This is a genomic window from Anoxynatronum buryatiense (genome assembly GCF_900182905.1).
Classification (GTDB): domain Bacteria; phylum Bacillota; class Clostridia; order Peptostreptococcales; family Tindalliaceae; genus Anoxynatronum; species Anoxynatronum buryatiense.
Genome location: NZ_FXUF01000016.1, coordinates 15,403 through 36,161, shown reverse-complemented (window position 1 = coordinate 36,161; position 20,759 = coordinate 15,403). Strand labels below are relative to the sequence as shown.

Below are 20,759 nucleotides of genomic sequence, written 5' to 3'. Positions count from 1 at the left end.
AGTGACAACTGAAAAGAAGTCGATTAAATCCCATGGTGTCGGGTATTGATAACGAAAACCGGTCACAGGTTTTGCCTGACCCACGGGAGGAATGGCGATGACAGAACGATTGAAGCTCACCACCTGGCTATACCCAATAGTGATACCGTTGATACTGTTTATTCTGTTTAACACTTTTTACTCAGCCCCATTGCTTAAACGCAGCATGATCAGTGAAAAAGAAAGCCAGATTGAAGATCTGACCAATTTGGGAATTTCCATTCTTTCTCATTTTCATTCTATGGAAATGGACGGTAAATTAACCCGAAGTCAGGCCCAGGGGCAGGCTACCTCGCTGATTCGCGACCTGCGGTTTGGTCCGGAGGGAAAAGACTATTACTGGATCAATGACAAAACACCCACGTTGGTGGTGCATCCTTTTCGCCCGGATCTTGAAAGAGTGGATCTGGAGGGTGAAGCAACCGGTGAGTTTCTGGATCTTTTTGAAAATTTTGTTACCATTGCAGAGAGCAGACAGGAAGGCTTTACCCGTTATCAGTGGCAGTACTATGATGAAGCTGACAGAATGGAATCGAAAATTTCTTATATTAAGTATTTTGAGCCATGGGAGTGGATTATTGGAACAGGTCTTTACATTGACGATGTGGAGAAGGCCGCTCAGTCCCAGAGGAACATCAATGTGATATTTGTCATTACGGTGCTTCAGCTGTTACTGGCAGGATTTGTTCTTTATAAGCTATTGATGAAACGCAAATAGCGGAGGTAAGCAAAATAACTTGAAGCGCCCGGGAAATTTCCCGGGCGCTTCTTATGAGGATGTTCATCAATGACAGGAACTCCCGTTGCATTGACGGGAGTGGTATCAGTAGCGGTAAATGGCCGCTAAATGGCTGTCTGAAGGCATCTCATCCGGAGACAGCAGAAAAACGGTGCCGCCGTTGAGATAAGCCTGAAGGGCTGCCGTGTTTAGCAGATCTTCGTGATCAGGGCTGGGCGCATCCACCAAAACAACTTCTTGGGTTTCAGGTGAATAGGCTCCCCACTGCTGGGCACCTTTGGCCACAAAAAGGGTTTCAACGCGGCCATGTTGTGCAGCGGCCACGATATCACCGGTTTCACGGGCGGTGCGGCCTGTGCCATCCAGTTCAGCATACTGGGCCAGCCCCTTCAACTGGGCTTCTTTCAGCAGAGGTGCCACCAGTTCAAGGGCTTGTTGGTGGAGCTGTTGCGGCGTCAGCTCTTCCGGATTGCCGGCGATGCCGTTCTCCATCAGATGGGGATAGGTGTTGGCTTCCCGATAAATGGGAAAAAGATAATCCACACCAGCCAACATCAAGGGGGCACCGGGGGTGTTCATTTTTTGCTGAATACCGGCATCCACCTTATGGAAAAACTGCAACAGGTCTTTTTTTGTATTCTCCATACCGATTCCCTGCCCATGGAAAGCAGCAGCCCGCATTTCGCCGCCGCCGGACTGAGGAGTTCGGGTGCTGAACTGAAGCTGTTTTTCCGCCTGATCATATCGCATGGCTTCATCCAGACTTTCAGGAATCCCGTCCAGATCAAGGGGATAAATATGGGTGCTGGAACACTGGAACAGGCCGATTTGATTCTGGCTTAATGTGAGAAGGTAAAATTGAAAATCCTGTGTCAGCAAAGGCAGCAGGGGTTTTAAATGAAACTGACGCCCGGCTTCCGCCAGCTCTTCAAAGGCATGGGGAAGGCGATAATACCGGAAAAGCCTGCGATTGACAAAGGCTGCCAGTCCCTCCTGCTGATGACTCCAGAAAAGGCTTTCATTCAGCAGGGTATCCACCGGCTGTAACAATTTTTCAATATCCGACGGACGATACCCGTTCTCTTTCAGCTGATCTTCTGCCTGACGAAGGAGGTTTTTCAGTTTGATCCGGTTTTGCTGCGATTCGGTGCTTACCGGATTTGTGGGGAGGAAAAACGATACACTGGGCTCCTCGCCCATTTCCATCAGTTCCCGCAATTCTTCTTTGGTGAATGGTTTCATAGGGCTCCTCCTTTACCAAAAATCTTCCTGCCTGCCGCACATGTCGGCAAACCGGCCGGCTGTGAAACCGTATTCTTGGTGAGTACTTACCCTATAAACCATACAGCTAAACTGTCGGTTCAAAACAACCCTTCAACCACCCTCCATGGGTGGAAACACCATCAGATGATCACCTTCATCAAGCGTATCCTCCCGTTTTCGGATTTCCCTGTGGTTCACCACATACAGCCAGACGCGATGGTCTGACACGCCAAACTGATCCATGACCTGCCCGACGGTGGTGCCGTCGGGCAGATTCAGGGGGGTATTGCGAAGGGGTTTTTCATCTGGGAGAGGTAAAAAAACAGAAAGCAATATGTTCATCAGGCATCTGCCTCGTTATGCTGGTAATCGCAGGCTTCTTCTTCCAGAAGACCCAGCTTTGCCAGTGACCCCGGGGTGGGAACGCCTGCCTCATCCCAGCCCATCAGCTGATAATAGGCACTGCGGGCTTCCAGAAAATCTTCCTGAAGAATCGCCACACCTTTCAGCGGGCCTTCTTCAAAAGGTTCCAAAAATCGGGGGCATAACGCATCATCTTTGGCGCTAAAGCCTTCTCGAAGGTTGAAAAGGCGGGCATTCACAATACTTCGTTCAGAAACCGCCATCATTTCTGCGGTGGTGGTGTTCCAGCCAGTCACTGCCTGAATCAGTTGTTGAAGCTGGTTTGTTGTCCAGGGAATGAAAAAGCAGGTAACCAGACAATCTGCTAAATAACGGGAAAAAGATGCATAGTGGAACAGGCGGGCTTTTTTAGCGTTGAGAGTGGATGCGGGCAAGGGGGTTGCAGTATACCCCAGGGCCCGAAGTTCGTCGAAAGCGGGCGTCTCTTTCACATACAGCGTGTCGTGGAGGTTGTGGGTATGGTCGGCGCCTGTGGGAGACAGGGCATAGCCCAGGCCGAGTCCCTGCTTCAGCCTGGCTTCGTGCAGGGGCATTTCCTGCCCCTTGATCTGAACAGCCAGAGGCAGGGTAGCCTCGCCCCATTGCGCAGCAGCACTTCGGGTGCCTTCAGCCAGTACTTCTCCCACACCCTGGCGCAGGGCAATGTCATGGATCACATCCAGGCAAATGGCATCTCCAAAAGCCAGTTGTCGACCATGGGTTTCCACTGTGCTGATGAGTCCTTTTTCAAAGGCTTCGGTGGCAAAGCTGATGCACATGCCTGTGGCAATGCTGTCCAGACCGTAGGCGTTACAAAGCTCGTTGGCTTTCTGAATCACTTCAAAATCACTGATGCCCAGATTTGAACCGAAAGCGGCAACTGTCTCGTATTCAGGACCTTTGTAGCGGGCATCCACTTCATAAGGGCCGCCGCCACGCACTTTGATGCCACAGCGTACAGGGCAGGCATAACAACCGGATCGTTCTGTCATATAAGCATCCCGAACTGTCTGAGGAAAAAACTTTTCGGCTTCCTCAAACTGGCCCTGGGTGAAGTTTCTGGTGGGTAATCCTCCGGCGGCATTCAGGGGCGGCAGTACCATCAGGGTACCGTTTTCGTAGATGTTGGAGGCCAGCGTCTGATAGTGCTGTGCCATAAAGCGGGTGAGAGACTTCATGGTATCCGGGTCATGAACTGGGGGTGTGCTGGAGCCTGAAACGGTCACTGCCCGCAGGTTCTTGGAGCCCATCACGGCACCGATGCCACAGCGTCCCACAAAGTGTTCCAGATCATGGACCACACAGGCGTACTTCACCAGATTCTCGCCGGCTTGGCCAATTTGAGCAATACGTACTTTTCCTTCTGCCTGGGTCAGCAGTTCCTGTACATCTGCGGTGGATTGGCCCCAGAGATGACGGGCATCCTTGATGGTGACGGTGTCGTTATGGATGGCCAGGTAAACGGGGTGCGCTGCCCGGCCTTCCACGATCAGGGCATCATAACCGGCTCGCTTCAGTTCGGCTCCCCAGAATCCGCCCGCCTCACCGTCGCCATAACCACCGGTAACCGGTGATTTAGCACCCACGCTGTGGCGGCCGCTGCCGGGAATGGGATTCCCGGTGAGAATGCCGGTGGCAAAAATAACCTTATTGTCCGGCCCCAGGGCATCGATGCCGGGTGCCAGTTCTTTCAGCAGCAGGGCAGAAATCATGCCCCGGCCGCCATAATACTTTCTGTAAAATGCAGGGCTTACCGCTTCTCGGGTGATGCTTCCTGTGGTGAGATTCACCCGCAAAAAACACCCATTGCTTCCATACATCATGGGATCCTCCTCCTAACCTGTGTTGATGCCTCTCTAACCGCGGCGGGGTTGCTGCACTGGTTGTATCAATCGGTTCCGTTGCCGGCATAAGCATGTTGAAAAACTGCCAGATAGTCTTCTTTGGTCATGGGGCGGGGGTTGCTTTCGGTGGAGATATTGTTGGCAGACAGGGCGGCCATTTCTTCAAAGTCATCAGGGCTGATCCGCAAATGGCTGAAGGGCGGGAGCTCCACCAATTGTGACAATTCCTTCACCCGTGAGATAGCTGCGGCGGCTCCGGCTTCATCAGAGCTGAAGCGGCAGCCCATGGCCTGTGCCAGCCGGGCATAACGCGCTGTGCAGGCAGGCTGGTTGAAGGCCATTACATAAGGCAGGAGAATGGCATTACAGAGACCGTGGGGCAGGTCCAGCCGTCCTCCGAGAGACTCGGCCATGCAATGGACGGCACCCACATCTGAGTGGCTGAAGGCCAAACCGGCCAACAGACTGCCCAACATCATGGCGCTGCGGGCCTCCAAATGATCTCCCTGTTGATATGCTTTCACCAGTGAAGCGCTGATCAGTTCAGTGGCTTGAAGGGCCAGGGCATCACTGATGGGATTAGCCACATTCACCGTATAGGCTTCGATGGCATGGGTGAGAGCATCCATGCCGGTGGCGGCTGTGACAGGGCCCGGAAGATCCAGAGTCATCTCGGGGTCCACCAGGGCTGCCCGGGGTGCCATATAGGGACTCTTGACAGTCATTTTATACTGATTCAAAGTGTCATTGATCACTGAAGAAAAGGTAACTTCACTGCCGGTGCCTGATGTTGTGGGGATGGTGTAGAGGGGCAACAGGGGGCGGGGAACTTTTCCTTTCCCTTCAAAGGGCTTGATTCGCTCTTCGCCGAGGCTTAAAAGAACATTGACTGCCTTGGCACAATCAATGGGACTGCCGCCGCCAAGGGCAATCACTGCCTGGGCACCGGTTTCCCGACCCATCCGGGCAGCGGTCTCCACCTCTGTATCCCGGGGATTGGGAGACACCTGCTCATAAACGGCATAGTTGACAGCGGCTTCCGTCAGCAGCAGATCCAGCACGTCCAGAAGGCTGGCTTTGATGATGCCAGGGTCGGTGACCACCAACACCTGGCGGATGCCTTCGGATTTGAGAAGTCCAGGCAGTTCTTTCACGACACCGGGACCAAAATGAATGTCAGTGGGCAACGTAAAGGTAAAAGGCTTTGTCGTTGTTAACATGGTTCATACCTCCCTGATTTCAATGCGTTAAGTGGCTTGGTTTGCGATTCGTTCACACTGTTCACACAGAAGAGTATTCGACACTGAGCACCTCAGTTCCTGCCTGTCGGAAAAAGAAAGTGAAAACAATTGACCATAAGAAGCTATTTGCATGTGAGAGGCCATCCTTCATCAAAACCGACGGAAGCTTGTACATACAATTACAGTCTCACAGCAAAATACATAAAAGCAGGAAAATGGCGTGGATTCAGAAAAAACAGTGAATGATTTTTGGTTTTGCGGTATAATGGATAATAAATGCCGGAAGTTGACGAAGGGGGACGATGAGTGTCATGGAACAAGACAAACTGAACGACAATATCTCAACCTCCACAAGTATCGGTACGGCAGTTATTCAACCGAATGTTTTTCTCGAAGGCACTCATGACGCAGTCGTATTGCTTGCAGTGACGCCAGGCGGAGATTTCTTCTACCAGGCGGCAAATCGTCGCTACCTGGAGGTAACGGGACTTTCACTGGAAGAACTGCTGGGAAAAACTCCCGGAGAGGTACACGGCGAAAAAACAGGCAGACATATCATCAAAAACTTAATCAATTGCGTTGACGCCTGTCAGCCCATTCAATATGAAGAAACCCTGATGCTGGCCGGGCAGCTGCGTTCAGCACTGGTACAACTTTCGCCGGTGATGGATGAAACAGGAGAAGTAAGGCAGATACTCGGTTCCACCCGGGATATCACTGACCAGAAACGCATTGAACAGCAGTTGAAAGAGCAGAATAAAAATCTGGAAGCGCTTTTCACCAACTCATCCGACGGGATCGTATTCTTTGACCGGGACCACCGTATAGTCAATATTAACCAGCGATTCCAGGAAATTTTTGGTTATTCCCCTGAGGATGTTCGGGGGAAATGTGTGGATGATCTCATCACCCGCTCCCATAACCATCAGGAAGCAGAAGAACTGACAAGCCGCCTTATGAGCGGCGAGCTGGTGAACACTCAGGCAGTGCGTTACCACCGTGATGGCTTTCCATTAACCGTTGATATCAGGGGACTGGTGGTGAAGGTGGAAGGTGAAATAACCGGGGGGTATGGCATTTACACTGATATCACAAGAGAAAAACAGGTGCAGGAGGCGCTGGCCTTAAGCGAAGAACGGTGGCAGTTTGCCCTGGAAGGCAGCGATCAAGGTGTCTGGGACTGGAATATGGAAAGTGGTGAAGTATTCTACTCATCTCAGTATCTGCGCATCCTCGGCTACCAGCCCGGTGATTTGGAAGGCAGCTACGCCACCTTTCAGCGGTTGGTACATCCGGAAGACTGGGAAAAACTGATTTCAGATCATGAACAGCATGTTGCAGGCGAAATACCGGTGGTTGCCATGGAATACCGGATGCATTGTCAGGATGGTCGCTGGAAATGGGTATTATCCAAGGGAAAAGTGATGCAGCGGGATCAAAATGGCACCCCTTTGCGGATGACAGGGACAATTAACGACATTACTGAACGGAAGCTGGCTGAGGAAAAAATACGTTTTCTCAGTTATCATGATAAACTGACGGGGTTGTACAACCGCGCATTCTTTGAAGAAGAAATGTATCGAATGGACACACCCCGCAACTGGCCCCTCACCATTATCATCGGCGATGTTGACGGGTTGAAAATGGCCAATGATTTTCATGGGCATCATGTGGGTGATCGATTGCTGACGCGCATTGCAGAAATTCTGACCAGTGCCTGCAGGGCAGACGATGTTATCGCCCGATGGGGTGGTGATGAATTTGCCATTCTGCTGCCCGGCACAGGGGAAGAAGGCGGCCGAAAAATTGGCGAGCGGATTACCAGACTGTGCAGCCTCTATGAGGATCTGCCGGTGAAACCCAGTCTTTCCTGGGGAAGTGCGACAAAAGACAGTGCATCGCCTTCGCTGGAAGCGCTGATTCGAAAAGCAGAGCTGGAGATGTACAAAAAGAAAGTCAATAGCAGTCAAAGTACCCGGCAGCAGTTGCGCAAGCGTTACGCAGTGCCGGATCTGGATAAAGCCTTTCAACATATTATAAAGCAGGGAGGAATCAACATGATCAGAGAACTGGTGGAAAAAAACAGGACCTACCGGCGGTTTGATGAAACCAGGGAGATATCAGAAGAACAACTGCGGGAGTGGGTGGATCTTGCCCGGATCACCAGCAGCGGCGCAAACTTACAACCCTTGAAATACCATCTCTCATGGCAGTCGGAAAAAAATGAGCGCATTTTTCCGCACCTGCGCTGGGCAGGATACCTGAAAGACTGGGAAGGACCCGTTTCTGGCGAAAGACCCACAGCGTACATTGTGGTACTGGGCGACACTCTTGTCAGCAAAAACTACTGGTGGGATCATGGACTGGCCAGTCAGTCAATTCTCCTGGCTGCCGTTGAAGAAGGCTTTGGCGGTTGTATGTTCGGCTCCATTGATCGTGACGGCCTGAGGGAAGCACTGAATCTGGACCCGCGGTTTGAGATTCTGCTGGTCATTGCTCTCGGAAAGCCTGTGGAAAAAGTGATATTGGAACCATTGAAGCCAGATGGTGACATCAAGTACTACCGGGATGATAATCAGGTACACCATGTGCCTAAACGTTCGTTGGAAGAAGTAATTGTTCCATAAAGGCGGTACCAATCAATGATTGCTGGAGGTCGGATATGTCGGAAATTGTCTATGTGACATCAAAAAACATATTTTTGGAAGAGTTGAAGCAGGGGATGATGATAGACCAGGATGTATACTCGGCACAGGGAATGGTGCTGCTTCCGCGGGGGCACATTTTGGACGAGATTGACAGAGTCAAGCATGTACTGACGACTCACGGTATCATGATGCTGAAAGTTCGGATCCCTGAAGAGATAGCCGGGACTGAAGTCGAGACACACCGCCCCCCAAAGCAGGAAACCCTTCAGGAACGCCAGGCGAAGGTGTTTCTGGAGACCATTGATGAAAAATGCGACCGGTTGAAAATGGAGTTTCAGCGAATGATGATGGACGGCGAAGTCAACAAAGAAACACTGGGAGAACGGCTGGATGAAACCCTTACCGCTTTTGATGCGGACATTAATGTGATGCAGTTGATGCAGAAAGTACGAGATCTGGATGACAGCACGTATGTCCATTCTCACAACGTGGCCCTCACCAGCCACCTCATTGGACGCTGGATGGAACTTCCCGACGATCAGCTGAAGGAACTGACGCAGACAGCTCTCTTTATTGACATAGGCAAGATGAAAGTTGATTCTGAAATCATGCAAAAAAAAGGGGTGTTCTCTGAACTGGAATTTGCTGAAGCCCGTAAACATGCCCAATACAGTTACGAAGCCATTAAAGATTACCACTTTCTGTCACATCAGGTGGCCATGGGTGTGTTGCATCATCATGAACGGATGGATGGCAGTGGATATCCCATGGGCCTGAAAGGAGAGGATATTCCCTTTTACGCACGAATTGTTGCCGTGGCAGATGTATATAACGCCCTGACATCAAAGCGTCCCCACCGGGATAAAATGACTCCCTTTGAAGCCATTCGCATTATGGAAACAGAATTCAACGAATTGCTGGATCCCAAAGTGCTCTACCTGTTCCTTAATCGAATCGGAACCCTGTTTACAGGTCAGCGGATTATCCTGCAGGACGGTCGCACCGGAGAGATTATCTTTGTTCCCCGGCAGAACATTCACCGTCCCATGGTGCGCATGGATGACTCTGAAGAAGTGGTGGATCTGAACCAGAATGAATACCGCCACCTCCAGATCCGCGACTTCGTGTAACCTCACGAATCAAAAACCCTGTGGCTCACATCGCATGTGTGAGCCGCAGGGTTTTTCTTGTGGCACTGGAAATCACAGGGAAAACAATGGAGCGGAGTCATTTACTGTTCGAAGAACGAGGGATATCTTTCGCGAAACCAGCCAATGATGGCCAGAATAAGTACGCGGACTACTGCGGCCGCCGGCACGGCAATAAGCAGTCCCACCAAACCCCAAAGCGCGCCTCCCGTGAGGAGGGCCAAAATCACCAGCGTGGGATGAAGACCCACCCGTTTTCCAACAATTCGGGGCGATATGACACTGCTCTCCACCTGCTGAATCACAGTAAAGGCAAGAATCACCCAGAGAGTTTGCAGCGGGCTGGTGAGCAGAGCCATTAACACAGCCGGTACTGCGCCAATGAAAGGTCCCAGATAGGGAATAATATTGGTGATACCGGCGACGATTCCCAGAATCAGGGCAAAATCAATGCCCAACAGCAACAGGGCCATGCCACTGAGTATCCCAACAAAAAGGGCCACAATCAACTGTCCCCGGATAAAGCCGCCCAGCACATCATCAATCTGACGGGCCAGTGGAAGCATCCACTGCCTGCTTCCGGGAGGCACTGAGCGTTTCACACTGCCGGCAATCTTATCACCGTCTTTCATAAAATAGAAGGTGAGCACCGGAACGGTCACCAGGGTCACCAGGCTGGATACCAGTGAACTGACACCCTTCATGAGAGAACCCAAAGATTGAAGCAGCCAGTTGCTGACTGTCTGAAAATCAAGGCCAAAGAAATCGGTTACCTGATCAAGGTTGTCTGGAAGAAATGCATAAGCAGCAAGGTGTTGGTTGTACCAGCTTTCCGCCTGCTTATACCACTGGAGGCTGTACTGGGGCAGTTGTTCTCCCAGATGCCTGATTTCACTTCCCAGACTCGGCAGCAGTGTCATTGACAATACCACCAGAAGGACGATTAAAGTGACAAAAAGAGCCGCCACCGCCTGAAGACGGCTGAGCTTTCGCCTCACCAGGTAAGCAACCACGGGATTCAGGGCATAAGCCAGCACGCCGGAGATGAAAAAAGGCGTCAGTAACGACAAAATGAGCGCGCGACGTGCAAAAATCCACAAAACAACCAGTGTACCCAGTACCATGAAAAAAATCAGTTTGAACTGGCCCGTATCGAACTTCAGCTGCCTGGGCTCTGGCACTTTCGAATTTCCAATGTGAATCAGATAATAAGCGCCAAGGGCCAGCAATATAAAGAGAGCCCCTAAAACCAGATTTCCCAGAAGTTCAGACAATGCACTGTTTTGAAGCCATTGACCCAGCTGAGTAGCATCCATCATGTCACCTGTCTTTCAATTTGTTGTTTCAGACATTTTACCATCTAACATATACCCCTGCAACCCGCGGCTAATCAATGTGCCCAGCCATCAGTGACTTCGAAATATATTTTTCGGTGACTGCAACTTCTTTTATATATGAACGTCATAATGGGTATCAATGCAACAGCAGAACAACCGTCATTGATCACAGGGAGGAATGGGAAATGAGTCAAAAACAACCCAAATGGCTGGTGTTGCTCCTGGTGGCAGCACTGGTTGCCGGTAGTCTCAACAGTGTCTTTGCGCTGACTGCGACAGAGCCGGTAATTGCGACAGAGGCGGCAGAGATGCCGGTGACAACACCGGAAGCAACGATGGATATGCCGTTAAATGGCGGTCAGGATTTCATCGAACCCGGCGTGACACCGGAAATGAGCAGGGAACATGCCGTTGAGATTGCGACAGAAGCATTGAGAAAACATGCCGGCATGGATGTCACCACCGGCAACTTTCAACTGAACACCGAATACCGGCGAGACTGGCAGTTAACAGACCGGTATGTGTGGAACCTCTACTGGTATCTAAGTGATCCCATGAACTATGCCAGCGCCAACGTCACATTGGATGCCGGCACCGGAGAGATTATGGATCTGAGCCAGGACAGAGGGAGTTACGGTGAAGTTCAAAGACCGCTGCTTCAATTGACACGCCACGAAGCCCGGCAAAAAGCAGAAAGTTTCATTCAACAGCTCTTTCCAGGGCGCCTGGCAGACATGCAGCTTCGGGAAAACCCTGAAAACTACATGGGAATGGCTGCCATGGGAACGTACCAGTATTCGTTTAACTATGTGCGTCAGATCGACGGGATTATCTATGATGCCAATTTTGTGAACATTAGTATTGATGGCAGTACCGGTGAAATCAAGTGGTTCGGTCAGCGATGGGAAACTGACCCCGAGTTGCCCGATGCCCAGGGAATCATCAGTGAGTCCCAGGCGCGAAGCCGTTTAACCGGCCTCATGCAGTCGGAGCTTTTTTACCTACCCCTGCGAAATGAATTTACCTATGAGTCGATTCCCAGCCAGTTCCGGCTGGCATACAGAATGGACGCCTCCATGGTGAGCATGATCAATGCCAAGACCGGTCAGCCGGTTGACTGGAGCGGACAGGATGATATCCTTGACATGCTGGAAAAAGATCTGACACCTGCCGATAAAGAAGCCATTGCAGCTCAGGCCGTACCGGTTTCTTCTTTGCCCCAGCCCTTGAATCAGCAACAGGCTGAAGAAATTGCGCTGAGCTATATTCGGGAACTGGCAGGAAAAGAGGCGGTCATCCAGGCAGCCAACTACATGGAAGGGGACCATTACTGGGAGACCGTGGGACGCAGTGCATGGAACCTGGACTTTACACTGACAGAATCGGAAGAACCCAGTGACAGCAATGACGATGAACGCATGATGATGCCTGGTTATACCAATGGGCGGGTAATGGTGAATGCACGTACCGGTGAACTGATTGCTTTCAATTGGTGGCAGTATATGGAAGGCCCCTATGGCAACACAGAAAAGCCTGCCCTGAGCTGGGAAGAGGGATACGATATGGCCATCGAGATGATCGCCGCCTATCACCCCGGCAGAATCAATGAAATTCGCACCTGGCAGCGCAGTCTGCAGCAACGTGAAATCATGGATGGTCAGGTAATGCAGCCCACAGAATACTACTATTATTTCCCCAGAATCATCGAAGGCATCGTATTCGATGAAAACAATCTGAGTGTGGGCATCAACGCCACCACCGGTACCGTCACCAATTACACCGACAGATGGAGTGACACACTGACACTTCCAAGAGCCGAAAACCTGATGACTGCCCGGCAAGGAATGGAAGCACTGCTGAAAAATTACCGCCTTGAACTGGCTTACCTGCGTTATAACACCAACTACGACAGCATGTATCCTGAATATGAAACCAAACTGGTATACCGGTGGATGTTCAACGAAGCCACCAGTAACTATCCCTACGTAGATGCACAGGACGGCACGCAGCTGGATTACAATGGTCGTGCTCTGCCCCAGCAGGATTCCCAGGGGTTTGATGCCCGCATCAGCGGCCACTGGGTTGAACGGACTGCCCGCCTGCTGGCCCAGCAGGGGATTTTGGACACCACCAGTTTTGATCCCGACGAGCCCGTTACCCGCATGGATGCGGTCAAAATGATGGTGAAGGCCCGGGGGATGGATTACTACGGCCCCATGATGGAAGCCGGTGGTGATGAAAAAGTACAGTTTGTGGATGTGTCGGAAGCAGATGAAGATTATCGTTACCTGCAGTGGGCCATTCGTTATGGCTATATTGATAACCAACCTCAGGAGTTCCAGCGGGAAGCCACCATCACCCGTGAAGATTTGGCTCTGTGGATGACTCGTTTCATGGGGTACCGGCAGCTGGCAGATGCCACCCATATTTTCCAGGTGCCCTATGCCGACGCTGACACCATTTCCCAGAAGGCGCTGGGAGCAGTGGCCATCAATTACGGATTAGGGATCATCAACGGCACGGGGCAGTTTCGTCCCCAAGATGAAGCCACCATGGCAGAAACCGCGGATATCCTTTATAAGGCAGTGGCTCAGCAACGAAGATAATGGTATAATGAAATCAGTCACGGAAGGCTGAGCATGCAAAGGCCAGGCCCCTGTCCATCAGGTGTGCCCGGCCTTTTTGCAAACTGCCTGAGCACGGTGATCTTAAATGAAAACAGAACAAGGATGTGACGGGATGAAAACTCGCATGGAACACGATGCTTTGGGGCGCATTGCCGTTCCGGCCCATCGGCGATGGGCCGCCCAGACACAGCGCAGTCTAGAAAATTTTCCCATCGGAGAAGAAAAAATGCCCTTGGCGCTGATTCATGCCCTGGCCCTCGTGAAAAAGACGGCAGCGGAAGTGAATCACCGCCTGGGAGTGCTGGATGAAAAAAGAAGCCGGCTGATCATCCAGGTGGCGGAAGAAGTGAGAACAGGGTTGTATGATGATGAATTTCCATTGTCGGTCTGGCAGACAGGCAGTGGTACTCAGACAAATATGAATGTGAACGAAGTCATTGCCCATCGGTGCAACGAACTGAGCGAGCCTGGACTGGTGCACCCCAATGACCATGTGAACTGCAGCCAGAGTTCCAATGATGTCTTTCCCACAGCCATGGCCATCGCCTCGGTTCTCGCGCTGGAAGAAGAACTGATTCCTGCCATTGAGGGACTGCGGAGAGTTATGGCTGAAAAATCCCTGCATTATCGGCACCTGGTGAAAATTGGACGAACCCACCTGCAGGATGCCACCCCACTCACTCTGGGACAGGAAATCAGTGGTTGGGAAGCCATGCTGGAAAACAACCTGCGGATGATCAGGTGCGGTGCCGATGAAATGAAAGCGCTGGCCATTGGTGGAACAGCAGTGGGAACGGGATTAAATGCACCTGAGGGATTTGGGGCAGCGGTGACTGTGGGCATCAGTGAAGCAACAGGAAAAACATTTGTGGAAGATACCAATAAGTTTCATGCCCTCACCAGTCACGACCGCCTGGTTTTCTCCCATGGCGCCCTGAAAGCGCTGGCGGCCAATCTCATGAAAATAGCCAACGATATCCGATGGCTGGCCAGTGGTCCCCGCTGCGGGATCGGTGAGCTGATTCTGCCCGCCAACGAACCAGGGAGCTCCATCATGCCGGGAAAGGTGAATCCCACCCAATGTGAGGCACTGAGCATGATTGCCTGCCAGGTCATGGGAAATGATACTGTGATCGGCCTTGCTGCCAGTCAGGGAAACTTTCAGCTGAACGTGTACATGCCGGTGATGATCCACAATTTTCTTCAGTCAGTGAGACTGCTCAGCGATGGCGTGCGTTCCTTTACCCTTCGCTGCGCTGCGGGACTAACTGCCAACGAAACCCGCATTCAGGAAGTTGTGGAACGCTCACTGATGCTGGTGACAGCACTAGTGCCGGTGATTGGCTACGAAACCGCAGCCCAGGCAGCACTGAAAGCCCATCAGGAAAACCTGACCCTCAAAGAAGCCGTCATGAATCTGCACCTCATGGACGAGTCCACTTACGATGAACTGATTCAACCGGCAGCCATGACCGGTATGACATAGAGCCATCCGTCACGGGAACTGACAAACAGGAGCTGATGACATTGACCCGCATGGACCGCAGAAAAGAGATACAGGCCAATCAAAAAAAAATTCGAATTAAACTGATACTGGTGCTCGCTTTTGTAACATCAACCCTCCTTTTCTATTTTTTTGGACCGGAGATGATGAGCCGCCTGTTTCACCGTGAAACACCGCCGCCGGCCCATACCCTGATCTATAACGGCGAACCGGGTCAGACAACCACTTTTACCCGACAGGGTGTGGCTTTTCTGCCCGTGGATTGGGTAAAATCGCACCTGCTGCCGGAACTGGAGATTTTGGAGCAAAGCGCCAAAGCTCGCTGGATTCCCCATAAAAACCATCTCCAGCTTGATCGCAGAGATTTGACAGATCTTCTGCACCAAGTTACTTTTCCCATTGAAATCAATCTGATGGAAGAGGGCGGTGTCCTGTATTTTCCCATCAGTGGTGTGGCTCCTCTGCTGGGCGTTACGGTGGAGTGGCGCCCGGAGTATCGGTTGCTGGTGGTCAACGACGCTCATCGTTCATGGCAACAGGGAGAAATCCTTAAAAAAACAACCCTGCGAACAGGCACCCGCCGCCTCGATCCGGGAACAGCCACCCTTGAAGCCGGAGAAACCCTTCAGGTACTGGCCATCTACGAAAACCATTACCAGGTACTCAGTGAATCAGGCCAGACAGGATTTGTGCCTCAGGCAGCCGTAGGCGGGTTGAAACGCCGTGAAACTGATTCAAGAGAACTGCAGCTGAAGTCTGCTGACCCTCATCCGCTGCCGCATCCCTTTGGGCTGGTGTGGGACTATGTCAGTGCCAATCACCCGGATCGAAGTGAAGAATTTCCCATCGATGCCCTTCATGTCTTTTCTCCCACCTGGTTCGAACTGAAAAATGAAGCCGGCGACCTGGAAAACCGTGGGCAGTTTCGCTATGCGCAAACCATGAAAAACCAGGGGTACCAGCTCTGGGGACTGGTGACCAATGCCTTTGATCCTGATCTGACAGAAAACTTCATGCTGAATCCCGAAGGCCGGCGACGGTTCATCAATCAGTTGATGGTCTATGCGGCTCTCTATGAACTGGATGGCATCAATATTGATTTTGAAAACATCCATTACCGCAATCAGGATCTCTTTACCGATTTTGTCGGTGAACTCTCCGAAACCATGCGGGAGCAGGGGCTCATCGTCTCCATCGATGTGACCATTCCCGGAGGCAGTCTCAACTGGTCGCAGGTCTATGACCGCAGCGCTTTGGAACCCCATGTGGATTATTTTGCAGTGATGACCTATGATGAACACTGGGGTTCAAGCCCTGTGGCCGGATCTGTTGCTTCTCTGGATTGGGTGGAACGGGGTATTGCCGCCACCCTGGAAGAAGTGCCGGCTTCAAAAGTATTATTGGGACTGCCTCTCTACACCCGCTTATGGGAAGAAACTCCCCGGGCAGGAGGAGGCGTCAGTGTCAGCTCCCGGGCCATGGGGATGCAGTTTATCCGCCGCACGCTGGAAGAAAACGGTGTGACGGAAGAAGACTGGGAGTGGCTGGAAGACATTGGCCAGTATTATGCCGAATATGAAGCAGAAGGCAAGCGTTACCGTGTTTGGCTGGAGGATGAGCGTTCGCTGGGGCTGAAAGCCGGCCTGATCCAACAGTACGAACTTGGTGGATTTGCCGGCTGGCGAAAGGACTTTGAACTTCCCGCTGTTTGGGACATGCTGGAAGAATCCCTGGAAGAAGCCCGACGAAGTGAAAATCCGTGATATCATCATCTGGAAGGAGTGGCATCATGAACTTTTCTGCCCAGCATTACCCCTACACCTCCCGCCGTACACTGGTTTATGGACAGCGGGGAATGGTGGCCACCTCACAACCACTGGCGGCCCAGGCGGGGCTTGACATCCTCAAAGCCGGTGGAAATGCCGTTGATGCAGCCATCGCCACGGCAGCCTGCCTCACTGTTACCGAGCCCACCTCCAATGGTATTGGCGGCGACGCTTTTGCCATTGTATGGTTGAAGGATGGCCTTCATGGGCTCAATGCAAGTGGCCCCGCACCGGCAGCATTGTCGCTGGAAGCTTTGCAACAGCGAGGCCTCCACGAAATGCCAGCCCACGGGCCTGTTCCCGTGACTGTTCCCGGAGCCCCCGCCGCCTGGGCAGCACTGGCTGAAGCCTTTGGCAGACTGCCCCTGACCTCAACGCTCAAGCCGGCCATTGATCTCGCACGCCATGGCTACCCGGTTTCTCCTGTGGCCGCCCGCAACTGGGAACGGGGTGTGACAAAAGCAGCGGCACATTATCAGGGAGCGGCACATCAGGCCTGGTTCAAAACCTTTGCCCCATCGGGGCGGGCACCAAAAGCCGGCGAAATATGGAGATCTGAAGATCATGCCCGTACGCTGGAAAAAATCGCTCAAAGCAATGCCCGGGACTTCTACGAAGGTGATCTGGCGTGTCAAATTCACGATTTCATGAAAGAAATCACCGGTTTTCTCACCAAAGATGACCTGGCCCGTTATGAAGTCAAGTGGGAAAAACCCCTCTCCATCAATTACCGGGGAGTCGATGTATGGGAGCTGCCACCCAACGGACACGGCATCGTAGCGCTCATGGCCTTAAATATTCTCGGGCAGTTTGAACTGGATCCCACAGAAACCTGCGAATCCCTTCATTTGTCAATGGAAGCCATGAAACTGGCCTATAGCGATGGCAAGGCCCATATCGCCGACCCTGCTCACATGAAGGTGACCGTGGAAGATCTTTTATCATTTGGCTATGCCAAAGAACGAAGCCGCCTCATTGGCAGTGAGGCCCTGTTACCTGCACCGGGAACCCCGCCCGCTTCCGGCACGGTCTATCTGGCCGCCGCTGATGGAGAAGGCAACATGGTTTCTTACATTCAAAGCAACTACATGGGATTTGGATCAGGGCTGGTGGTGCCGGGAACGGGAATTGCGCTTCACAACCGGGGCCACAACTTTTCCATGGACCCGTCCCATCCCAACTGTGTGGCGCCGGGAAAGCGTCCCTATCACACGATTATTCCCGGTTTTCTTACCCGCGATGGGAGCCCCCTGGGGCCCTTTGGCGTGATGGGCGGATTCATGCAGCCCCAGGGGCATCTGCAGGTGGTGTCCCGCCTGGTGGACTACGGGCTGAATCCTCAGGCAGCGCTGGATGCTCCCCGCTGGCAATGGCTGGGAGAAAAACGTTTCGAAATGGAACCCAGCATTTCAGAACTGTTGGTGGAAGCCCTTCGGAAGAAGGGCCATCAAATCGTCTACCAGTCTGACGCCGGAAGCTTTGGCAGAGGACAGATCATTCTTAGAAATGAAGCCGGCACCCTTTGCGGAGCCACTGAACCCCGTACCGACGGCATGGTGGCCGTGTGGTAAAAGTAATGTCAAGAAGGATGGCTGATGTTCCATGAAAGCGACTCACAAAAAAGAAGCATCAACTACCAGCTCAGCAAGGGTACCGACACCTGGTGCGGCAAACCGGATAACCTGTTTTCTGATGAAGCAGGTGAAATACCGTCATCTGCTGTTGCTCACCGGGATCTGGGTTTTGCTGGTACTCTACCCAAACCCCCTGAACCTGGCGCGCAGCATCCACCGAATCATTGCACCACCGGTGGAGCCGGCAAAGGTGGCCCGCCTGCTGGCGGAGGCCCCCAGCGAACCAGAAGCACTGGAACGTTTCGTGCTTGAAAAGTTTCCTTACCAGTATGACTGGGTGACCTATGGCATGCCCTGGTATTTTCCAACCCTTGACCAGGCACTGGCTCAGGAAACCGGTGACTGCAAAACAAGGTTCATCGTATTGGCCAGTCTTTTTGAAGCGTTGGAAATTCCCTATCAGCAGAGCTTTTCATTGAGTCATTTTTGGGTACATTATGAAGGAAAAGAAGAAAACTCCTGGGAAATGGAACAAAACGCTTTTTTGGTACGTGAAGATGATGGTGCCCTGCGGGTGCAGGTGCCCCGGGAAGAACGGCGACAAATCTACGAAAATTTTCGGGATGGCTTTTGGCGAGCCATGCCTGGCCATCGAAAAGCATTGTTGATGACAGGACCCCTTTTATTCATGGCAGCAGGGTTGTTGCTGGCCCTGATGCGGCACTCGGAAAAAACTCAGAAACACCCGCTGACAGTCGATGCATCCTGAAGCAACATATGATATAATGTCCCTATTAGTGCCCTACACGGGCCATACGATGAAAAACGCCGGGGGGAAAGACAAGATGTCCAACGAAATGCAACCAGTACCATCTCACTTCATCAAAAATATCATTAATGAAGACCTGAAAAACGGAAAAAATGACAGCCGTGTCCATACGCGTTTCCCGCCCGAGCCCAATGGGTATCTTCACATCGGTCATGCCAAGTCCATCTGCCTGAACTTTGGCCTGGCGTCGGAATACAACGGCCTGTGCAACCTGCGGTTTGATGATACCAATCCCATTAAGGAAGATGTGGAGTATGTGGAATCCATTCAGGAGGATGTGCGCTGGCTGGGTTTTGACTGGGAAGACCGGCTCTTTTATGCTTCCGACTATTTCCAGCAAATGTATGATTACGCCGAAGGGCTTATTGAGGCAGGCAAAGCCTATGTCTGCGATCTCAGTGCCGAAGAAATTCGCCGAACCCGGGGAACCCTCACAGAGCCTGGTACTGGAAGCCCTTTTCGCAACCGTTCCGCAGAAGAAAATCTGGACTTGTTCAGGCGGATGAAAGCCGGTGAATTTGAAGAAGGCAGCCGGGTGCTGCGGGCCAAGATCGACATGGCATCACCCAATATGAATATGCGCGACCCGGTGCTGTACCGCATCAGTTTCGCAGCTCATCATCGCACCGGAACCCAGTGGTGCATTTATCCCATGTATGATTACGCCCATCCCCTGTCAGATGCCTATGAAAGCATCACCCACTCCATCTGCACCCTGGAGTTTGAAGACCATCGTCCCCTCTATGACTGGACACTGAACGCGCTGGACTATAAGCCGCATCCTCAGCAAATTGAATTTGCACGGCTGAACCTGACCCGTACGGTGATGAGTAAGCGCCTGTTGCGCGCTCTGGTGGAAACCGGTGCCGTTGACGGCTGGGATGATCCCCGCATGCCTACCATTTCCGGCCTGCGACGGCGGGGGTATACCCCTGAAGCCATCAGGGATTTCTGTGACCGCATTGGGGTGGCCAAAAGCAACAGCGTGGTGGATATCGCCCTGTTGGAATATTGCATTCGGGAAGACCTAAAGCTGAAAGTGCCAAGGGTGATGGGGGTGCTGAATCCACTGAAGGTGATCATCACCAACTATCCTGAAGCAGGCGTTGAGGAACTGCGTGCTGAGAATAATCCGGAAAATCCGGAGATGGGCCATCGACCCCTCCAGTTCAGCCGGGAGATTTATATTGAACGGGAAGACTTTATGGAAGATCCGCCAAAAAAATTCTTCAGATTGGCCCCGGGAAGAGAAGTGCGCCTGAAATATGCCTATATCATTAAATGTGAAGCAGTGATTCGGGATGAAGCCACCGGTGAAATCGTGGAGCTTCACTGCACATATGACCCAAACACCCGCAGTGGTGAAGATAAAAGCGGTAAGAAAGTGAAGGGAACGCTTCACTGGGTGTCGGCCGAACATGGCATTCCAGCAGAAGTACGACTGTATGACCATTTGTATCTGGATGAATCGGAAACCGAAGGTGCCGAACCAGTGTTGAACCCGGATTCCCGTATCAAACTGGCGGCCATGGTGGAACCCTGCCTGCAGAAAACAGTCACTGGCGAACATTTCCAGTTTTTGCGTCATGGCTACTTCAGCGCAGACCCAGACAGCCGGGAGGGACATATTGTATTTAACCGAATTGTCTCCCTCCGCGACACCTGGGCGAAAATTCAAAAGGCGGAAAGTTAGAGAAGACAATTGCTGTAGGTTCTGTTGACTTATTCCTGGAAAGGA

General features: G+C 52.0%; 14 protein-coding genes. 9 read left to right on the top strand and 5 right to left on the bottom strand.

Annotated features, from left to right (window positions below; all coding sequences use genetic code 11):
- Positions 1-97: 97 nt before the first annotated feature.
- The gene (locus QOL74_RS15670) at positions 98-757 is read left to right on the top strand and encodes a cache domain-containing protein (RefSeq protein WP_283410446.1); all 660 of its coding nucleotides are present in this window, start codon (positions 98-100) and stop codon (positions 755-757) included.
- A gap of 105 nt (positions 758-862) precedes the next feature.
- Here the strand turns inward: QOL74_RS15670 and QOL74_RS15665 are convergent, their stop codons facing one another.
- The 4 genes from QOL74_RS15665 to QOL74_RS15650 all read right to left on the bottom strand — a co-directional run bounded on the left by QOL74_RS15665 (position 863) and on the right by QOL74_RS15650 (position 5,507).
- Positions 863-2,020, bottom strand: coding sequence for a baeRF7 domain-containing protein (locus QOL74_RS15665; protein ID WP_283410445.1), 1,158 nt, complete (start codon positions 2,018-2,020; stop codon positions 863-865).
- A gap of 132 nt (positions 2,021-2,152) precedes the next feature.
- Positions 2,153-2,383, bottom strand: coding sequence for a MoaD/ThiS family protein (locus tag QOL74_RS15660; RefSeq protein WP_283410444.1), 231 nt, complete (start codon positions 2,381-2,383; stop codon positions 2,153-2,155).
- Positions 2,383-4,266, bottom strand: coding sequence for an aldehyde ferredoxin oxidoreductase family protein (locus tag QOL74_RS15655; RefSeq protein ID WP_283410443.1), 1,884 nt, complete (start codon positions 4,264-4,266; stop codon positions 2,383-2,385). Before QOL74_RS15655 ends, QOL74_RS15660 begins: the two co-directional genes overlap by 1 nt.
- 65 nt (positions 4,267-4,331) lie before the next feature.
- On the bottom strand, positions 4,332-5,507 hold the full coding sequence (locus QOL74_RS15650) for an iron-containing alcohol dehydrogenase (RefSeq protein ID WP_283410442.1): 1,176 nt from the start codon (positions 5,505-5,507) through the stop codon (positions 4,332-4,334).
- A 332-nt stretch (positions 5,508-5,839) separates the two neighbouring features.
- Between QOL74_RS15650 and QOL74_RS15645 the strand changes: the two genes are divergently transcribed.
- Together QOL74_RS15645 and QOL74_RS15635 are read left to right on the top strand one after the other, a co-directional pair.
- Entirely contained in the window at positions 5,840-8,155 is a 2,316-nt protein-coding gene (locus QOL74_RS15645; protein ID WP_346771759.1) for a PAS domain S-box protein, read from the top strand.
- A 35-nt stretch (positions 8,156-8,190) separates the two neighbouring features.
- Complete coding sequence (locus QOL74_RS15635; RefSeq protein WP_283410441.1) at positions 8,191-9,306, top strand: HD-GYP domain-containing protein; 1,116 nt, start codon at positions 8,191-8,193, stop codon at positions 9,304-9,306.
- A 101-nt stretch (positions 9,307-9,407) separates the two neighbouring features.
- Here the strand turns inward: QOL74_RS15635 and QOL74_RS15630 are convergent, their stop codons facing one another.
- Positions 9,408-10,640, bottom strand: a complete 1,233-nt coding sequence (locus tag QOL74_RS15630; RefSeq protein WP_283410440.1) for an AI-2E family transporter — start codon at positions 10,638-10,640, stop codon at positions 9,408-9,410.
- A 206-nt stretch (positions 10,641-10,846) separates the two neighbouring features.
- On the opposite strand from QOL74_RS15630, the gene QOL74_RS15625 reads away from it, so the two are divergent.
- From QOL74_RS15625 to QOL74_RS15600, 6 genes are all read left to right on the top strand, one after another.
- Positions 10,847-13,267: a YcdB/YcdC domain-containing protein gene (locus QOL74_RS15625; RefSeq protein ID WP_283410439.1), complete on the top strand. Its 2,421-nt coding sequence runs from the start codon at positions 10,847-10,849 to the stop codon at positions 13,265-13,267.
- A gap of 133 nt (positions 13,268-13,400) precedes the next feature.
- Positions 13,401-14,774 carry a class II fumarate hydratase gene (fumC, locus tag QOL74_RS15620; RefSeq protein ID WP_283410438.1) on the top strand — a complete coding sequence of 458 codons (1,374 nt, stop codon included), beginning with the start codon at positions 13,401-13,403 and terminating at the stop codon, positions 14,772-14,774.
- 50 nt (positions 14,775-14,824) lie between these two features.
- Complete coding sequence (locus QOL74_RS15615; RefSeq protein ID WP_283410494.1) at positions 14,825-16,555, top strand: glycosyl hydrolase family 18 protein; 1,731 nt, start codon at positions 14,825-14,827, stop codon at positions 16,553-16,555.
- 26 nt (positions 16,556-16,581) lie between these two features.
- The gene (locus QOL74_RS15610) at positions 16,582-18,189 is read left to right on the top strand and encodes a gamma-glutamyltransferase family protein (RefSeq protein ID WP_283410437.1); all 1,608 of its coding nucleotides are present in this window, start codon (positions 16,582-16,584) and stop codon (positions 18,187-18,189) included.
- A gap of 31 nt (positions 18,190-18,220) precedes the next feature.
- On the top strand, positions 18,221-18,961 hold the full coding sequence (locus QOL74_RS15605) for a hypothetical protein (protein WP_283410436.1): 741 nt from the start codon (positions 18,221-18,223) through the stop codon (positions 18,959-18,961).
- Between the two features lie 76 nt (positions 18,962-19,037).
- Positions 19,038-20,714 (top strand): glutamine--tRNA ligase/YqeY domain fusion protein, encoded by a 1,677-nt coding sequence (locus QOL74_RS15600; protein WP_283410435.1) that lies wholly within the window; start codon positions 19,038-19,040, stop codon positions 20,712-20,714.
- The last annotated feature ends 45 nt before the right edge of the window (positions 20,715-20,759 follow it).

Bases quoted from the DNA above. Each gene is read 5' to 3' on its own strand.
- QOL74_RS15665 (WP_283410445.1), bottom strand. From the start codon at position 2,020: ATGAAACCATTCACCAAAGAAGAATTGCGGGAACTGATGGAAATGGGC.
- QOL74_RS15605 (WP_283410436.1), top strand. From the start codon at position 18,221: ATGAAAGCGACTCACAAAAAAGAAGCATCAACTACCAGCTCAGCAAGG.
- fumC (WP_283410438.1), top strand. From the start codon at position 13,401: ATGAAAACTCGCATGGAACACGATGCTTTGGGGCGCATTGCCGTTCCG.
- QOL74_RS15655 (WP_283410443.1), bottom strand. From the start codon at position 4,266: ATGATGTATGGAAGCAATGGGTGTTTTTTGCGGGTGAATCTCACCACA.
- QOL74_RS15645 (WP_346771759.1), top strand. From the start codon at position 5,840: ATGGAACAAGACAAACTGAACGACAATATCTCAACCTCCACAAGTATC.
- QOL74_RS15630 (WP_283410440.1), bottom strand. From the start codon at position 10,640: ATGGATGCTACTCAGCTGGGTCAATGGCTTCAAAACAGTGCATTGTCT.
- QOL74_RS15660 (WP_283410444.1), bottom strand. From the start codon at position 2,383: ATGAACATATTGCTTTCTGTTTTTTTACCTCTCCCAGATGAAAAACCC.
- QOL74_RS15615 (WP_283410494.1), top strand. From the start codon at position 14,825: ATGGACCGCAGAAAAGAGATACAGGCCAATCAAAAAAAAATTCGAATT.
- QOL74_RS15600 (WP_283410435.1), top strand. From the start codon at position 19,038: ATGTCCAACGAAATGCAACCAGTACCATCTCACTTCATCAAAAATATC.
- QOL74_RS15610 (WP_283410437.1), top strand. From the start codon at position 16,582: ATGAACTTTTCTGCCCAGCATTACCCCTACACCTCCCGCCGTACACTG.
- QOL74_RS15650 (WP_283410442.1), bottom strand. From the start codon at position 5,507: ATGTTAACAACGACAAAGCCTTTTACCTTTACGTTGCCCACTGACATT.
- QOL74_RS15625 (WP_283410439.1), top strand. From the start codon at position 10,847: ATGAGTCAAAAACAACCCAAATGGCTGGTGTTGCTCCTGGTGGCAGCA.
- QOL74_RS15670 (WP_283410446.1), top strand. From the start codon at position 98: ATGACAGAACGATTGAAGCTCACCACCTGGCTATACCCAATAGTGATA.
- QOL74_RS15635 (WP_283410441.1), top strand. From the start codon at position 8,191: ATGTCGGAAATTGTCTATGTGACATCAAAAAACATATTTTTGGAAGAG.